This window comes from Tenacibaculum skagerrakense (assembly GCF_004345825.1).
Classification (GTDB): domain Bacteria; phylum Bacteroidota; class Bacteroidia; order Flavobacteriales; family Flavobacteriaceae; genus Polaribacter; species Polaribacter skagerrakensis.
This window is the reverse complement of record NZ_SLXM01000004.1, coordinates 271,464-290,359: the sequence shown is the minus strand read 5'-3', so window position 1 is coordinate 290,359 and position 18,896 is coordinate 271,464. Positions and strand designations below refer to the sequence as shown.

Annotated in this window: 11 protein-coding genes; 5 read left to right on the top strand and 6 right to left on the bottom strand. The window is 31.0% G+C overall.

Annotated features, from left to right (window positions below):
- Position 1: 1 nt before the first annotated feature.
- From EV195_RS08950 to murI, 5 genes are all read left to right on the top strand, one after another.
- Entirely contained in the window at positions 2-754 is a 753-nt protein-coding gene (locus EV195_RS08950; RefSeq protein WP_132794609.1) for an isoprenyl transferase, read from the top strand.
- Positions 747-3,299, top strand: coding sequence for an outer membrane protein assembly factor BamA (gene bamA / locus EV195_RS08945; protein WP_132794608.1), 2,553 nt, complete (start codon positions 747-749; stop codon positions 3,297-3,299). Before EV195_RS08950 ends, bamA begins: the two co-directional genes overlap by 8 nt.
- 61 nt (positions 3,300-3,360) lie before the next feature.
- Positions 3,361-4,182, top strand: a complete 822-nt coding sequence (locus EV195_RS08940) for an OmpH family outer membrane protein (protein WP_132794607.1) — start codon at positions 3,361-3,363, stop codon at positions 4,180-4,182.
- Between the two features lie 35 nt (positions 4,183-4,217).
- Positions 4,218-4,727 (top strand): OmpH family outer membrane protein, encoded by a 510-nt coding sequence (locus EV195_RS08935; RefSeq protein WP_132794606.1) that lies wholly within the window; start codon positions 4,218-4,220, stop codon positions 4,725-4,727.
- Between the two features lie 66 nt (positions 4,728-4,793).
- Positions 4,794-5,591, top strand: coding sequence for a glutamate racemase (murI, locus tag EV195_RS08930; RefSeq protein ID WP_132794605.1), 798 nt, complete (start codon positions 4,794-4,796; stop codon positions 5,589-5,591).
- Here the strand turns inward: murI and EV195_RS08925 are convergent.
- The 6 genes from EV195_RS08925 to EV195_RS08900 form a co-directional block, all read right to left on the bottom strand.
- On the bottom strand, positions 5,588-6,559 hold the full coding sequence (locus tag EV195_RS08925) for a PorP/SprF family type IX secretion system membrane protein (protein ID WP_132794604.1): 972 nt from the start codon (positions 6,557-6,559) through the stop codon (positions 5,588-5,590). The two genes, murI and EV195_RS08925, sit on opposite strands and share 4 nt — an antisense overlap.
- A gap of 778 nt (positions 6,560-7,337) precedes the next feature.
- Complete coding sequence (locus EV195_RS08920) at positions 7,338-13,076, bottom strand: InlB B-repeat-containing protein (RefSeq protein WP_132794603.1); 5,739 nt, start codon at positions 13,074-13,076, stop codon at positions 7,338-7,340.
- A gap of 219 nt (positions 13,077-13,295) precedes the next feature.
- Entirely contained in the window at positions 13,296-14,360 is a 1,065-nt protein-coding gene (locus tag EV195_RS08915; RefSeq protein ID WP_132794602.1) for a hypothetical protein, read from the bottom strand.
- Between the two features lie 184 nt (positions 14,361-14,544).
- Positions 14,545-15,291, bottom strand: a complete 747-nt coding sequence (locus EV195_RS08910) for a LytR/AlgR family response regulator transcription factor (RefSeq protein WP_132794601.1) — start codon at positions 15,289-15,291, stop codon at positions 14,545-14,547.
- A gap of 34 nt (positions 15,292-15,325) precedes the next feature.
- Positions 15,326-18,277, bottom strand: a complete 2,952-nt coding sequence (locus EV195_RS08905) for a sensor histidine kinase (RefSeq protein WP_132794600.1) — start codon at positions 18,275-18,277, stop codon at positions 15,326-15,328.
- 320 nt (positions 18,278-18,597) lie between these two features.
- Positions 18,598-18,819, bottom strand: a complete 222-nt coding sequence (locus tag EV195_RS08900) for a hypothetical protein (RefSeq protein ID WP_132794599.1) — start codon at positions 18,817-18,819, stop codon at positions 18,598-18,600.
- Positions 18,820-18,896 lie beyond the last annotated feature (77 nt).

Here is an 18,896-nt window from a genome sequence, read left to right as displayed (position 1 = left end):
TATGAATGAAAAACTACAAAGTATAAACTTAAACAATGTTCCTAGACATATCGCTATCATTATGGATGGTAACGGACGATGGGCAAAAGGAAAGGGTATGCAGCGAGTTTTTGGTCACAAAAATGCCCTAACAGCAGTTAGAGAAGCAGTAGATGCTTCTAAACAAATAGGAACAAAGTTTGTTACACTTTATGCTTTTTCAACAGAAAATTGGAACAGACCTAAGCTAGAAGTAGATGCTTTGATGAGTTTATTGGTTAGTGCTTTAAAAAAAGAACTTCCAGAATTTCATAAAAAAGGAATCAAAGTTAACAGTATCGGAGCTGTAGACCAACTCCCTAAAACAGCTCAAAAAACACTTCAAAAAGTTATTGAAGAAACACAAAACAACAACGTGATAACGCTAACATTTGCTTTGAGTTACGGAAGCAGAGAGGAAATTGTTAATGCTATCAAAAACATATCTAAAAAAGTTGTTAATAACGAAATTGACGTAAAAAAAATTGATGAAAAAATTATAAATAATCATTTATATACATTTAATTTGCCCGACGTTGATTTAATGATTCGAACAAGTGGGGAACAAAGAATCAGCAATTTTTTATTGTGGCAAATGGCCTATGCAGAATTATATTTTACTGATGTATTATGGCCAGACTTTAGACAAGAAGATCTTTTTGACGCAGTAATAAACTATCAAAACAGAGAACGTAGATTTGGAAAGACAAGTGAACAGATTGGTACAGATGTATAATAAGTTATTTTTAGTAGTAGTATTTTTCGCAGTTAGTGCGATTTCAAGAGCTCAAGAAACTCCTAAAGATACCATTCAACCTAACACAAAGGTTACAAGTAAAATTGATTACGAAAGAGGTAAAGAATATATTTTAGGTGGATTTACCGTTACAGGTTTACAAAAGTTTACCGAATCTACAGTAAAAGTTTATACTGGATTGATAGAAGGACAACCTATCAAACTTCCTGGAGATAAATTAACAAGCGCCATTAAAAAATTATATGAAAGTAAACAGTTTAGTGCTGTTGATGTATATTTATCTAAAATAGATGGGACTACGGTTTACTTGCAATTTGATGTTATTGAACTTCCTAAGTTAAACAATACTACTATCACAGGAGTTAGCAGATCAAAATCTAAAGAGTTAATTAAAGAAACAGAATTAAAAAGAGGTGTTCAGGTAACTGACAACTTAATTGTTACTACTCGAAATTATATCACTAAAAAATATACTGATAAAGGATTCCTTAAAACTAAAGTTTCTCTTAACACAAAAAAGGATACTACCGATACTAATACAGTTAATATGTTCATTCATATTGATAAAGGTGATCGTATTAAAATTAAGAATATTGATTTTGTTGGTAACAAAGCTTTGTCTGAAGGAAAATTAAGAGGATTGATGAAAAATACTAAGGAAAAATTCTTAGGTCGTTTCTGGAAGTCTTCTAAATATATCGAAGATGATTTTAAAGAAGATTTAGAAAATGTTTTAGAGCGTTACAGTGAGTTAGGTTTTAGAGATGCTAGAATTTTAAACAACCAATTAACTTGGAATGAAGATAATACTATCAATTTAGAAATTGAATTAGAAGAAGGAAGGCAATACCGTTTTGGAGATATTTTATTTGTTGGAAACAAAAAATATACAGACGATTTCTTAAATCAGTTTTTAAAAATTGAAAAAGGAGATGTATACAATGGAAAAGTATTAAAAGAACGTATTTCAGGAGATGGTACTCCAGACTCTCAAGATATTCAAACTTTATATCACAATAATGGGTATTTGTTCTCTTCTGTAAATGCAGTAGAAACTCAAGTAAAAAACGACTCTATTACTGTTGAAATTCGTATTAGAGAAGATGAACCTGCTACTATTCGTAAAGTAACCGTTGTTGGTAATGATAAAACAAATGACCACGTTATTTATAGAGAATTGAGAGTAAAACCTGGGGATTTATTTAGTAGACAAAACATTATTCGTTCTATTCGTGAAATCGGTCAATTAGGTTTCTTCGATACAAATGTTGTTCCTGATGTAAAACCTGACTACCAAAATAAAACAGCTGATATTGAATTTGCTGTTGTTGAAAAAGGAGGAAGTCAAATCGAATTACAAGGAGGATTTGGTGGTGGTTCTTTTATTGGAACATTAGGATTATCTTTTAACAATTTCTCTGTTAGAAACATCTTTAACAAAGATGCATACACTCCGCTTCCAATGGGTGATGGACAAAGTTTATCGCTTCGTTTACAAGCAAGTAGAACTAACAACACCTATAGTTTATCTTTTACAGAACCTTGGTTAGGTGGTAAAAAACCTCAATCGCTATCATTCTCTATTTATTTCTCTAATCAATATCGTTTTGATTTTAGAACCAACACTGTAGACCGTGGTCAAAGTCTAGGGATTTTAGGTGCATCTGTAGGGCTAGCTAAAAGATTACAATGGCCAGATGATTTCTTTACTTTGTCTCAAAATGTAAGTTATCAAAGAATTGCATTAGATAATTTCCCATATAGAGTTGGAAACTCTAATTCTGTATTAAGTAATGGAGATTTAAACAACTTGTCTTATACCGTTTCTTTAAGCAGAAACTCAGCGGGTCCAAGTTTAATTTTCCCTACGTATGGTTCAGAATTTTCGTTAAGAGCTAAAGCCACATTTCCATACTCTTTAGTAAATGGTAAAGATTTAACTGAACCTAGTAATTTAACAAATGATGAAAGACAAGACTTTTTAGCTGATCGTTATAAATGGTTAGAGTATTATAAGCTTTCTGCTAAAGGTAAATGGTATACTGCTTTAGCAAATAAACTAGTATTAATGTCTAATTTTGAGTTAGGTTATTTAGGAAGTTATAATAGCGATTTAGGATTAACACCTGTTGAACGTTATTTTGTTGGAGGAGATGGTATTGCTCAAGGTCAGTTAGATGGTAGAGAAATTGTTGGATTAAGAGGATATGCAAACAACCAAATCTCTTCAGTTGAAGGAGGTTCTATATACAACAAGTTCCAATTAGAATTACGTTATTCAATCACAGATAAACCTTCTGCATCCATTTATACACTAGGATTTTTAGAAGCTGGTAATGCTTATGACAATTTTAGTACTTTTAATCCGTTTGAATTGAAACGATCTGCTGGACTTGGAGTTCGTATATTTATGCCAGCTTTCGGATTATTAGGTATTGATTTTGCTCACGGATTTGATCCTTTACCAGGACAAACAGAAAAATCTGGATGGCAAACTCATTTTATTATTGGAAGACAGTTCTAAAAACTTACATTTGTGATGTGTATTGCTTTTTGGCACGGTTTTTTCTAAACACATTATAAAGATGAAAAAAAACATTTTAACACTCGTTCTTTTACTTATTGTAAGCAGTTTAGCTGCACAAAAAAATCAAAGGATTGCTTTTATTGATATGGATTATATTTTACAAAATATCCCTCAATATATAGAAGCACAAAATGCTTTGAATGATAAAGTTGCGAAGTGGAGAGCTAATCTTGATAAAGAAGCAAGAGCTATTGAAGTTCTAAAAACAGATTTAGCCAATGAAAAGGCAATATTAACTCCAGAGTTAATTGAGGAACGTGAAGAAGATATTTCCGTTAAACAAGAAGCCTTAAGAAGATTAGAGTCTTTATATTTTGGTACAGATGGAGATATGTACATATTAAGAAAGAAATTAATTCAGCCTATTCAAGATCAAGTTTATAATGCTGTACAAACCATTGCTTCTCGTAAAAAGTATGACTTTGTTTTTGATAAATCTAGCGAATTAATAATGTTGTATTCTAATAAAAAACACGATATTAGCCCACTAGTATTAAAGCTTATAAACATCGACCAGAAAAAACAAGATAAGCTTGATAAAATTGAAGAAAGAAAGAAATTATTAAGCAATAATGAACTTTCTGAAGAAGCTAAACAAAGACAAGCTAAAAAAGAAGCTTTACAACAAAAAAAACTATCAGACAGAGAAGCTAAATTAAAAGATATAGAAGAAAAAAGGCAAGCTCGTTTGAAAGCTAGAGAGGAAAAAAGAAGATTATTACAAGAAAAGAAAGATGCTTTGAAAAAAGCAAAAGAAGACGCTAAGAAAAAAGAGGAAGAAGACAAGAAAGAAGGAAACGAACAAAAAACAGGTAAATAACAATAAAGAAACATAAAATTAAAATTAAAACAGACATGAAACATTTAAAGACGTTATTATTAGTTGCGATTTTTACGGTTGGATTAGGTGGTGTGGCAAATGCTCAAAAAATTGCACACATTAATACCGACAAATTATTAGCTGACATGCCAGAAACTAAGGCTTTAAAAGCTGAGCTTGAAAAATTAAGAACTACATACAGAAACGATATAGAAGGAATGTTTAAGAAACTAGAAGCTAAAGTAAAAAAATACGAAGCTGAAGGTAAAACTCAAACACAAGAAGAAAACGTAAAAAGAGCTCAAGAAGTTCAATTAGATCGTCAAAAAATTGCTCAAGCTGAGCAAACGATGAATCAAGAAATGGCGAAAAGATATCAAGAAAAAACATTACCTATTTTACAAAAAGCTGAAGATGCAATTAAAGCTGTAGCTGCTGAAAAAGGTTTTATTTATGTAATGGATGCATCTCCAGGTAAAGGATTAATCGTTTACGACAAAGGAGATGATATTTTAGCTGCTGTTAAAGCTAAATTAGGTTTCTAATATAGAACAACTTATTTATATAAAAATCCTGCTCTTAAATGGCAGGATTTTTATTTTTGTAACCATATGAGTTTAGATACAACAAAACAACCTATAGGAATTTTTGATTCAGGCATTGGAGGTACTTCCATATGGAAAGAAATTCATTCTTTACTTCCTAATGAACAAACTATTTATTTATCGGATAGTAAGAATGCACCGTATGGACAAAAGTCTAAGCAGGAGATTTTGGAGTTATCTATAAAAAATACTGAATTCTTACTTGAACAAAATTGTAAACTCATAGTTGTTGCTTGTAATACTGCTACGACAAATGCAATTCAGTATTTAAGACAACATTATCCAATTTCTTTTATTGGTATTGAACCAGCTATTAAACCCGCTTCTTTATTAACTAAATCTAAAACAATAGGAATATTAGCTACTAAAGGAACTTTAAATAGTGATCTTTTTGAAAAGACATCTTCTTTAATAAAACAAGAGATACGAATTATAGAGCAAATTGGTGAAGGCTTGGTTGAATTAATAGAAAACAATCAAATTGAATCTGAGAAAATGCATCATCTACTAGTGAAGTATTTACAACCTATGATTGAAGAAAATGTAGATTGTTTAGTGTTAGGTTGTACGCATTATCCTTACTTAATACCAAAAATAAAGGAAATCATAGGCGAAAACATAAAAATCATTGATTCAGGAGAGGCAGTAGCTAGACAAACCAACAATATATTAACTCAGCAAAACTTGCTAAATAGTACTCCAAATACAAATAAGAATATATTTTACATCAATAAATCTAAAGAGGTACTTGAAAACTTTTTAACTGAATATTCCAATATAATCGTTGAACAAAAAGACTTTTAAAACAACTGCCCGTTAATATTTGGACAAGCTGCTAATCTTTTCTTTCTACACAACACATTTAAACCTAATGAAATTTGGTGGAAACCTGCATCTGAGAACATGATATCTCCAAACTGTTTTGTGTAGGTATAAGAAACCATAAATTTATTGAAATTAACACCAAAAATTGGAGAGATGTATTGTGAGTTACCAAATGTATTTCCCCCAAAAGAACTTCTATAAGAGGCTGCTAACCACACCTTAGTTTTCTTAAAGCTCTTATATACTTTAACGTTTAAATCCAATATCTTTTCTTGAGTTTGCTCTTTAAATTGGAACATAAATGAAGGCTCATATTGAATTTTTGTTTCATCACCGAAGAAATACCCAGCTCCTAAAATATAATTACGAAGGTTTAGAGCGTCAAATTCGTTCCTTAAATTATCTTTTGCTGTTAAGAATATATTTTTGATTGTAAAATAACTAGAAAGCCCTTTATAGTGATATCCTAAACCAAAATCAGCATTAACATACAACTCACTTTCAATTAATTGTCTTACTGTAGGATCACCTGCAAATGTGGTTTGATCTACTTGATTTTGCACTCCAGATAAAGATAACCCAAACGATAATTGATTAAAAACATTACCTCTATCCATTTCTAGATGATAGGCATAAGTAGCTTGAAATGCTTGTTGAGAATGAAATCCATTTTTATCATTGAAAAAAACAGCACCGTAAGCGGCTTTAGAATCAGCATTAAATTTTGCATGAAAACTTAATGTTTGTAATTCAGGGGCATTTTCTACACCTAACCATTGCGTTCTTGCTGTTAAACGAACTTTTCCACAATCTCCGATTCCTGCAGCAGCTGGATGTATTAAATAAACATTATCAGATAAATAATCTTGATATATTGGTAAGGTTTCTTGTGCTTGCGCCCCGATTACAGCAAAAACCAATAAACTTAATTTAATCAAAAACTTCATTCAATAACATTTTATTTAAGCTGGCAAATATATTTTTTTTAACCTCAACATGCTAATATTTAATGTTAAAGAAGAGAATTCATTATAGAAAAAGATATGTTTAAATGAAAAAAAGATAAAAGTTTACTAAAAAACGCCTATCGGTATCATCATTAGCATATTATATTTTTCTATAAAGTAGTTCAACAATTAATATACCTCCAAATAATTAATACTATCTATTATACTTTATTAATTGTACAATAGCATTAAAAAGGAAAACTATAACAAATAATTTAGATACATTTTTTGGCTTTTAATTAACATAATTAAAAACTAATTTTAGAAACACATTCCCCTCAAAAATAACTTTTCTAAAATAACTAAAATAGCCCTTCTGATAAAGAGGGGTTTCTTTGTTTTTTGAATTATAAAAAAATTATCAGAAATAAAATGAAACTATACATGATTCCCAATGTAATTTCAAATCTGTAATTATCTTTACTCTTATTCATCATGCTATAGTTGTTTTTGAATAAATCTTTTATAAAAAGTGGTATAAATATCTTACAATAAATTTGTTAAAATTATCCTTTCCAAGTTATTAAACAGTTAAAGTAATCTTTCACCCTACTTTATACGATAATGTTTTACAATGTGTACTAAAAAAAAAGCCCTTCATAATTATTGAAGGGCTTAAGGTTAGTTATAGCAAAGCTATTAGGTAGAAAATAACTCCATACATTAGAATAAGCGTCATCTCAAACCTGTAATTATCTTTACTCTTCTTCATTTATCATTATTTTTTTATAAATCTTCGAACGCCTTTGCCAGATTCAGTTTCAATAATCATAAAGTAAATACCTTGAGATAAATCAGCAACATTGATTGTATCTTCTTCGAAAGACTTTATAATTATAACTTCTCGTCCTATTGCATTGTAAATTTTTATTTTCTTCACATCCTCTTCTGAGTCAATATGTAACACATCTTTAACAGGATTTGGATATAGCTTAAACGGAATCTTAAATTGTTCCTCATTCACTCCAAGAGTAACGGAGAATGTCGCTGTTACTGTCTTATCTGTATCCATGGTAATAGTTATTTGATTTGTGCTACCAGATACATCTCCAGACCAACTATCAAATTGATAACCTGAATCAGGTGTAGCAGTTAAAGTAACCACAGTACCATTATCATAAGTACCATTTACTGGATTTGGACTAGCTGTAACGCTTCCATTTGCGGCATTAATTGTTAAAGTTCTTTGAATCGGGCTGAAGTTGGCAGTAACCGTCTTATCAGCATCCATAGTAATATCAAGCGGATTTATAGTTCCAGAAGCATCTCCACTCCAACCATCAAATTGATATCCTGCATCTGGTGTAGCTGTTAATGTTAAAACACTTCCATCATCATACATTCCTGTTCCTGAATTTGGCGATACTGCAATGCTTCCGTTAGTTGCATTAATCGTTAAGGCTCTTTGAATAGGGCTGAAGTTGGCAGTAACCGTTTTGTCAGCATCCATAGTGATATCTAATGGATTTGTAGTTCCACTAGCATCTCCACTCCATCCTGTAAACTCATAACCTGCATTTGGTGTAGCTGTTAAGGTAACTACCGTACCATTGTCATACGTTCCTGTTCCAGAATTTGGCGCTACTGCAACGCTACCATTAGTTGCATTAACCGTTAAGGTTCTTTGAATCGGGCTGAAGTTGGCAGTAACCGTCTTATCAGCATCCATAGTGATATCTAATGGATTTGTAGCTCCATTAGCATCTCCACTCCATCCTGTGAACTCAAAACCTGCATCTGGTATAGCCGTTAACGTTAAAACACTTCCGTCATCGTACGTTCCAGTTCCAGAATTTGGCGCTACCGTGACACTTCCATTAATTGCATTAATTGTTAAGGTTCTTTGAATCGGACTGAAGTTGGCAGTAACCGTTTTGTCAGCATCCATAGTAATATTTAATGGATTTGTAGTTCCGGAAGCATCTCCACTCCATCCTGTGAACTCAAAACCTGCATCTGGTATAGCCGTTAACGTTAAAACACTTCCGTCATCGTACGTTCCAGTTCCAGAATTTGGCGCTACTGCAACGCTACCATTAGTTGCATTAACCGCTAAGGTTCTTTGAATCGGGCTGAAGTTGGCAGTAACCGTCTTATCAGCATCCATAGTAATATTTAATGGATTTGTAGTTCCTGAAGCGTCTCCACTCCATCCTGTAAACTCATATCCTGCATCTGGTGTAGCTGTTAACGTTAAAACACTTCCGTCATCATACGTTCCAGTTCCAGAATTTGGCGCTACTGCAACACTTCCATCAGTTGCATTAATCGTTAAGGTTCTTTGAATCGGACTGAATAACGCTGTAACTGTTTTATCTGCATCCATAGTGATATCTAATGGATTGGTTGTTCCAGAAGCATCTCCACTCCATCCATCAAATTGATATCCAGCATCTGGTGTAGCTGTTAAGGTAACTACAGTACCATTATCATACGTTCCACTTGTCGGATTCGGATTTGTACTTACACTTCCGTTGGTAGCATTGATAGTTAAAGTTCTTTGAATCGGACTAAATAACGCTGTAACTGTTTTATCTGCATCCATAGTGATATCTAATGGATTCGTTGTTCCAGTAGCATCTCCACTCCATCCATCAAATTGATATCCAGCATCTGGTGTAGCTGTTAACGTAACTACAGTACCGTTAGCATAGACTCCTCCTGTAGGATTTGGATTGGTACTTACACTTCCGTTTGCTGCATTAATTGTTAAAGTAAATGGGACTATTGCACTCTCATAAGCTCCCATATCTACAGTTGTATCGAAAATACGATTGTTTCCACTTAAATCTGTAGTTACAGATGAAGGTATTTTACTGTTATCTCCAGAATTAATTGCAGGAGACCCCAATTGTAATGTGAAATCATTATTTGCTAAATCAGAAAATAAAGGATCTGAATTAGAAGTGTTTGTTAAATTTCCACTTGGCAACAACGAAAAATTTAACTCACCAATAGAGTTATTAACTAACACCTGATTAGGCAAACTAGTATGTCCTCTATTAACATCATTAGTTACACTTCCTCCAGCACCAGTGTTATTGTAAATAATAGTATTATTAATCGTAACATTATGAGTACTATTACCATCAGTTCTTCTACTTAACGCTAAAGTTCCTCTTTGAGAAGTTGGTTCAGTTCCTATATCAGAGTTCTTTGCAAAAGTACAGTTTGTAATAGTAGTTGTTAAATTAGATTGAGTTCCTGTAGCTCTTATCCAGGCAGAACTTCCTGTATAACCTAACTCAGTATTAGTAAACTTTTCTGAGCTATTATTAGTAAATAAACTATTTGTAATATCTAAAGTTACAGTTCGATTATTATCAACAAGTAAATATAAACCACTACCATATCTTGCTCTATTGCTATCAAAATGACAGTTTTCAATGGTAACTGCAGCATCTGAATTGAAAAAAGCTAATACTGCACCTCCAGCTCTAGATACATTATTAGATATAGTACAGTTTTTTAAATTAAATCCATTAACTGTATCTGAAACTAAAATACCACTACCATTATTGGTATCATCATTAGGATTGTTATTAGCATGCCCATCTCTTATTGTTAATCCATCTAACGTAACATTATTTGCATTTAACTTAACTACATTGTAGGTATTATCAGTACGTGTAGGATGCGTCATAGCATTAGAGGTATCATTATTACTTAAATCTCCAGATAAAATTGTTGTATAAGTAGTAACATCTCTTTGAGACAAATCGGTTTCAGTACCATTAAAACCACCATAGATTTCTAAATTCTCTTTTGTAATTATAAAAGAATTAGTTCTACCACTAGTTGCTGGTGTATATCTTCCTTCTGCAATCCATATTGAGGTTGCACTTGAACTAGCATTAACAGCAGATAATGCAGATTGTAAATCTGTAAAAGCATTTGCCCAAGAGCTACCATTATTACTACCCGTAGCATCAATATCTACATATACTGGTGCCTGAACAAAGTTTACTGTAATTGTTTTATCTGAATCCATTGTTACAGGTAAAGGATTTGCAGTACCTGTTGCATCACCTGTCCATTCAGAAAAAGCATACGCAAAATCGGCAGAAGGCTCTAAACTAAGCACTTCATTTGCATTAAAAACTGAAACTGAATTCAAAAGATTTCCATTATTAGATACCGTTCCTTCTCCTACAATATTAATTGTTAAAGTATAGCAGGATCCTGAACAAGCTTGTTCAACCGCTCCCATATCAATTTGGCCGTTGTAGATTCTAGGGTTTCCAACAACATCTTTACTTATCGTAAATGGTAATTTAGAACCATCTCCTGAGTCTATTGCTGGCGATCCTGATTGTAATGAAAAATCATTAGAAGAAGCATTTACAAATAATGGATCTGATGACAAACTATTCGTAACGTTTACCGGAGCAATTGATGCAAAACCTCCTTGATCTATTGATTTATCAACTAAAATATTTTGACCAAAATTTTGACTCATCTCTGCAATAGATCTTGTAGTAGCACCACCAGAAGTAGTATTCCCCCAAAATATACATCCAGAAACATCTGCATTTAAAGTACCACTCGTATAAGTTAAACCAACAGTTGCTCTATTAAAATTGTTTAATCCTGTTGTAGTACCTAAATCTTGATTTCCTGAATAGGTGTTATTTAATAACAAACAATTTGCAGTAGAACCACTTCCTATAGCTCTAAACCAACCGGCACTTCCTGCATATCCTTTAGTTGCTCCATTATCTTTAGCTATATTTCCATTAAATAATGAATTGACAACTTCTGCATTTATAGTATTTCCTGTACTTGTATAAAAGTAAATTGTAGTTCCGTGTCTTGCTAAATTGTTTTCAAACGAACACGAATACACTTTTAAAGTACCTGAAGTATCATACCTTGAAAAAATAGCTGAAGCAGCACCAATGGCAACATTGTTTTTTAATTTACAATTGTACACATTTAAATTAGCAACCGTATATCCTTTAAATATTGCACCTCCAGACTGTTGTGTACCAGTACTACCATTTGCATGAGCATCTGAAATTGTGAATCCATCAATCTGAAAATTATTAGCATTTACAGTAACGATATTATAAGAATTATCATTCCTAGTAGTATTAACAAACTCAAGAGTCGTGTCATCATTTCCTTGTAAATCTCCAGACAAAATCGTTTCGTTTACAAGATAATCTCTATCAGAAAGATTGCTCTCTGTTCCGTTAAAACCTCCATATAATTTAACATCATCTTGAGTTATGGTAAAAGAAATACTTCTATCAGAAGCATCAGGACTATAAGTACCTTGTGCTACCCAAATTTCTTCAGTAGGTTGCACGTCGCTTAAAGCGTCTTGAAGTGAATTATACGCATTTGCCCAGTCTAATCCGTTATTATTTCCTGTTGCATTCGCATTTACATAAATTCTTCCTAAAGGTCTCTCTGTTTTGAACAACACACTGTCTGACCAATCAGTAGTTACTGTACATTGTTCTCTTAAATAAACATAATATTCTGTAAAAGTGTCTAAACCTGTTAAACTTTGAACACCATTAGACACATTACTTATAATTGTAGCTGAAGAAAATGGTTCTGACACTTTATGATATGCTAAATCGTATGTATCATTACCAGTAATAGTAACATCTGCTGAATTTTGCGTTATGTTACTTGCAGAAATTAAATTACTATTTGGCTTAAAACAAAAATTACCAATATCTCTAATTTGTTCAACTTCATTTGAAGTTAAAACTCTATTATATGCTAAAATATCATCTAACTCATCTTCATAAATATTAGGCGAACTTAAATGGTTAGTTCTACTATTTGCTATAGTAACATTTCCGTTAGTATTAGGTGAAGTTACTATTGGTGTTTCAATTGAACTCTTAGAATTCGCAATTCCATCAACATATATAGTTGAATTCATTCTTTGTACACCCGAGATTAATGTTGGGTTAAACGTTACAACAATATGATGCCAGTTCCCATCAGCCACATAATTTGGGTGCAAATGCCCATATCCTTTACCTTGTGTTGGAACTACAAAACTACCTTCATAATATCTACTTGACAGACCTATGTTACCACTTCTTAAGTAAATATAATATCCAACATCATCACCATCAAACCCTGCAACAGTGTTCCTACTACTATCATCAATAATAGTTTTTACATCTGTATTATCAGTTGTTGTTTTTACCCAGAATGACCAGGTTATAGAGAAAGTATTAGTACTTCCTCCAAAGTTTACATCAGACCTAGTTAAATAATCTCCGTTTAACTGAATAGCATTGTTGGCTGATATAAATCTATCATTAGCCAATAGCAAACTAGATCCAGTTTGTGTAAAATTGTTTCCGTTAGCTTGGTCTATAAAACTTCCGTTTGTAAAATCATAACTTGCGCTCAAACCGGAAGTTGGTATTTGTGCGTAACTTATTGTTGTTATAAAAAACAACAGGTAAAGTAATTTTAATTTCATAATAAATTCTTTAAGTCCTTATACGCACAAAAGTGTTGTAATCGAGTTGATTATTTTTGATAGAATTTCTGAAAGTGGGTTTTGAGTTGCTGAATTTTAGTTTGTAGTACAATTTGAAATTTCAACGATATTTATAACTAAAAAGCCTTGCAAACATATAATTTGCAAGGCTTAATCCCCTAAATAATCTACACACTATTACCTCAATAATAGTTTTATTTATTTCTTAAAATATTTGTTTACCAAACTAACTGGAATGTCTTTTGAAAACTTATCTGAGTATAATTTTTCAATTACTAAATCTTTTGAAAATCCATTATCTGTGTTCTTTTGGTTGATTTTTGCAGCATTAATATCTGTATCATCTCCATTTACATACACATAGTAAGCGATAAGTTGGCGATCTGTTACCTCATCGGTTACATTATCCATTTTCTCTTTCCATTCGTCAGAATACACCACTAATTTTCTAATTTCAAGATTAGCATTATTTCTATACTGCTTTAGTTTTTTATAAATAGCCTGTTCACAAAGCTTTGCTAGCTCAGCTGAATGTAATTTACCTTCTTTAGGCATAAACTTAAAACAACCCATTTTTACTCTTTTTTCGAAATCCTTTACATAACTCAATGCTTTCTCTCCACTCCACTCATCAAATTTTTCAGCACTTGGAGCTGCAATAACAAATGGTCCTGTAATTTCTGATTTTGAAGAAGCATAGTAAGGATACTTTCCTCCCACTTTTTTTCCTCCATCAAAAGCATAGACTAAATACACACCGTCTGGTGTTTTTAATACACGTTTTGTTGGTGAAGGAACTGGAGTAAAAGTATGTTTCTGTCCATTGGTATCGGTTACGTCTTTTAACTCATCAATATGAAATACTTCTTCCCCTTCATTCACAAAATTACTACTATAAACACCATCAAAATCTCTTTGATAATCATCTTTAGCAAATCTTGGATATAACTTAAATGCTAGTTTATCTCCAGAACCAAAATGATATACGTTAAACTCTTTTCCTTTTCTAGTTTCTTTATCGACTCTCATCTCTAAATTTGTAAAGCCACTTGCAAATCTTGAGCTCATTTTATTCTTAGACACAAATTGTGCCCCTGCTGTTTTCCTATCTGAACTGGCACTCTCTTTTTTTGATTTCTTAGTTAGTGTTTTTACTTTTTTTGCAGCTTTCTTTAAAAACTGAGCATTCGCATCCATACCTCCAAACATTACAAATGTTATTAAAGCAATACATAAAATACCTCTCTTTTTTATTTTCCCCATGATTAAAATTTTATATTTTTTGATATTTCAAATTTGAAAGAATATCTCAACCCCAGGTATTATTAACTTCTGAAAACCAGCTATTAACTTCTAAAACTAAAACTTAGCAACATACATTTTCGAAAAGAGAGTATAAAAAAAGTCGCTACTAGCGACTTTATAAATTATTTGACAAATTAAATCTTTAAATACTTTGAACAATTGCCAAAAACTCTTCTTTTTTATCTTTTGATATTGAAACAGATTTATTGTTCTCCATCACAATATAACCTCCATCTTTTTTAACATACTCTCTTAAATATGTAAGATTAACTAAGTAAGAGCGATGAGGCCTGTAAAATGTATTAATTCTTGACAATGTATCTACAAAGAACTTTAAGGGTTTGCTAACCAAAACCTCTTCATTAGTAGTAGAAACTTTTGTATACATGCCATCGGCTTCAAGCATGATTATATCATTGAAATCAACAAACTTAATTCCGTTACTATTCGGTAATCCTATTTTTTTAAAATTAGATTCACTTAAACTTGTTTTAAGCTCATTTAACTTCTTATGAAGATCTTTATTTCCAATTAATTTTTCCGCCTTGTCTATAGCATCTTTTAATTCTTCACTGTCAATTGGTTTTAATAAATAATCTACAGCATTTAACTTAAATGCCTCTATTGCATAGTGATTATAAGCCGTGGTAAAAATTATTTGAAAGTTTACTTCTTCCTCAGTTAAAAAATCTAAAATTTCGAGACCTGAATATTCTGGCATTTCAATATCTAAAAAAACTAATTCAGGCTGAAATTCTCTTATATGCTGAATGCCGGACAGTAAATCGTCTGCTTCTTTTATTTGTTTAATTTTAGGACATTCTTCTTTTATGAGTGTTTTTAAAACACTTCTAGCTTTTAATTCGTCGTCTATAATAACAGCTTTCATATGGGACTTTTTTTATTATAAAATACTTTGAAATCTACATTTCTAATGGGATATCAATTTTTACCATTGTACCTGTAGGCTCCAATGCAGCATTATATTTATCTTTTATTTCTAAATGTATTGGACGCTTTCTTGTTCTATTCAATAAATCAATTCTTTTTGCATTTGCCTCTGATGAAAACGATACGTGCTTAAAAGCTTTTCTTTGATTGATTTCGGTAGAAGTTGATCTGCCTACTCCATTATCATCTATTGAACAATGCAATACATTAGACTCTTTGTTAATTGAAAAATGAATCTCTAATTTTCTATTTTCTTTTTTATGTAACAATCCATGTTTAATAGCATTTTCTACATAAGGTTGTATTAAAAATGTAGGAATTTCAATTAAGTCTTTATCTATATTTTCATCTACATTAATTTCATACGAAAAAGAATCCTGAAAACGATCTTTTTCTAATTCGAGATAAAAATTAAGCGCTCCTAACTCTTCACTTAAGGAAACAGTATCTTTTTGACTATGCTCTAAATACAGTCTAATTAATCTTGAGAATTTAACAAGATAGGTTCTGGCTAATTTTTTTTCATTGTGTAAAATATAGTCTTGTATGGAATTTAAGGCATTAAAAATAAAATGCGGATTCATTTGACTGCGTAAACTTTCTAACTTCAAGAAAATATTTTCTAACTCTTTACTCTGCTTATCTACAATTAGCTTCTGCTTTTCTTTTAATTGATTGTTTTTTCTGTTAAAATAACTCCAAATTAAAAAACCTGTGAGTATTGTTAATAATAAAAAGAACCACCATTGTTTATAAAAAACTCCGTTAACCTTAAATGCTATTTCTTTTACTTCAGAATATTCATCATCTTTTTTTGCTCTTAATTGAAATACATAATTTCCTTGAGAAAGTTGATTGTAAATTACCTTATTCGTTTTAGATGTTTCTTTTTGCCAATTACTTTCTTTAGTGTTGTTTACTAAACGATATTCATATGAGACATTTTCATTAGATAAAAAACCGTTGGTATTAAATCCGATTTCTATTTTTTTCCCTTCTTCTGCTAATTGATAACTCGATTTAATAGGCTTTTTACTATTATCAATTAATACAAGATTAAAATAAGGATTAGGTTTACTATGTTTTTCTTTTTGGAATACCGTTTTGGTATGAAAAGAAAAAAGTTCTTCTGGAGTCGCAGCAAAAAGTCTACCTTCTATTATTTCTAACCCAACAAATTCATAAGAAGGAATACCGTTTTTCTTCGTAATATTTTTGAATAGATTGGTTTTAGTATCTAATCGTTGTATCCCTTTTTCACCAGCTATCCAAATACTATTATCAGTACTATCTACTCTTAAAAAACTATTGATATTAGACAATAAACCATCTTTTACTGTATAGTTTTTTTCAATTTTATTGTTTACCACTTTATAAATTCCATTTTTAAAAGATAAACACCATACAGATCCATCTTCTAGACCTACAATATCTCTAATGTAAATAGATTGGCCTTTATACATTATCTCTGAAGTAGCTGTTAGGTTGTTATTAAATACAAATAATCCTTTTACAGTACTTACATAATAATTCTTTGTTTTTTGATTGCTATAACAACTATAGCTTCTATTAAAGGTTAAGTTTTTAGCTTTAATCCAATTCCTTGTAATGTTATTCACATTAATTAGCATCGAATTAGCACCTGTAGCAATTAGTAAAGTGTCTTTGTTGTGAAAATGATGATCTTTTGTATTTAAATTGTCGTGGTTTTGAATTACTCTTATTTCATCATTAAAGAAATCAAACATTTGAATAATTCGTGAGCCTTGAATAAAGTAATGCCCTTTTGCTTCATTATAGAATACATACTTGATATCTTCAAAGTTTGGATATTCATATCTTTTAAAAAAATTGGTTTTGGTATTATACACATAAAATTCATTTTTTTTACCTATCAATAAAAGCTCATTAGGTTTCCCTTGAAATACTCTTTTAATTCTTTTACTTTCAGGAAACTTAACATTCGATTTAAAATCGAAATTAGGTATTACGTGAATTCCTTGATATTCGGTAGTTATCCATAAATTTCCATGAGTATCTTTTAACACATCCGTAGTAGAAATCCCTATTAGCATTTTCCTTTTTAAAACTAATTCTGAATTTCTAATTTCATAGGCATATAAACCAATATTTGATAGGATGTATAGTTCGTTTTCTATGACTCTTATTTCTTGTGTAAAAAAACCTTCTTCTGTTTCAAAAAGTTTGTAATCAAAATTATTTTCTACATCTGCATTTAAAATAATTTTATTTGATGTACCATTTATATTAAATGAATTTAAAAACAAAAAATTATTAACACCTTTAAAATATGCCCTTCGATGTCTTCTTTTATTTATTGGTACTTTGTTTCCGGTTTTACTTAATTGGAAAGTGCTATCCAGTATATATAAATCTCCATCAATATCGAATGAATATACCTTCTTCTCTTTAAACAAAAAAGTGCTGTAAAAAAGTGTTGAGTCATCAATCTTCTTATAAATAATTTCCCCATTATTTTTATTCAGCACCAATAACATTCCCACTTGAGAGAGATACAAATAATCGTTATGTATTTGAATTTTTGGTAATCTTCCTTTAAAGTAGTCTTTTAAGTTTTGTAGCAATACTACTTGATCGTCTTGAATATAAAAAAGCTGGCCTGCTAGATTTGTAAACCAAATTATATTGTCTTTGTCTTTGGTTAATGAAAACACAGATAATCCAACCTGTTCAGGATGGGAATAAAACTTGAACTCAAAACCATCATACCTGTATAAACCCTTATCAGCAGCTAACCAAATAAAACCATTATCGTCTTCTAAAAGATTGTAAAACTGTTTATCAGGTAATCCTTCTTTTTCGGTTAAATGTATGGAAATAGGTTCTTGTGCTGATAGAATTTCAACAAACAAAAAAGCTACAAATACAATTAGAACTCGCATATTCCAAAGCTACGTTAAAAAACGGATTTTATACAATAAGGTTAATAAACAAAGATACTTGGAACATTTACTAATAGATTTAATGAATTGCTCAAATGAAACTTTGAGTTTCTAAAAAGTAATATTTATAAAAAAACCCACTCAACTGAGGTGCTGAGTGGGAAAATTGCTATAAAAAGAAGCTAACACGTCTGTTAGCATTTAAATACATTCAATTAGTATGCCAAGTTTTCAAAAACAAAAAAACATGTCCGTAAAATTAAATTATTACGAACATGTTTACCTAACTAAATCAACTTGAAAAACTACTGTACTTGTAATTATATTAAAGGTTGTCCCTTTAATCTCGATTCTATTTTACGCTTTTTTACTGTTAAACGTTTCATGATATCCATTAGCTTCGAATCTTTGGTCTTTTTATAAACTTCATTCAATGCTAATACTAATCTTTTTGCTTCTCTAGATGCCACTACTCTGTCACTTGTCGACATGTTTTTCATTTTTGATTGCTCGAAAGCTATTGCTTCATTTATGATATCCATGGTAACCTGTTTTGTTTAATTTTAAATAAAAATAAATAAACAAAATAAATTAAAAAAGTTCCGTAAAAGCTTTTAAC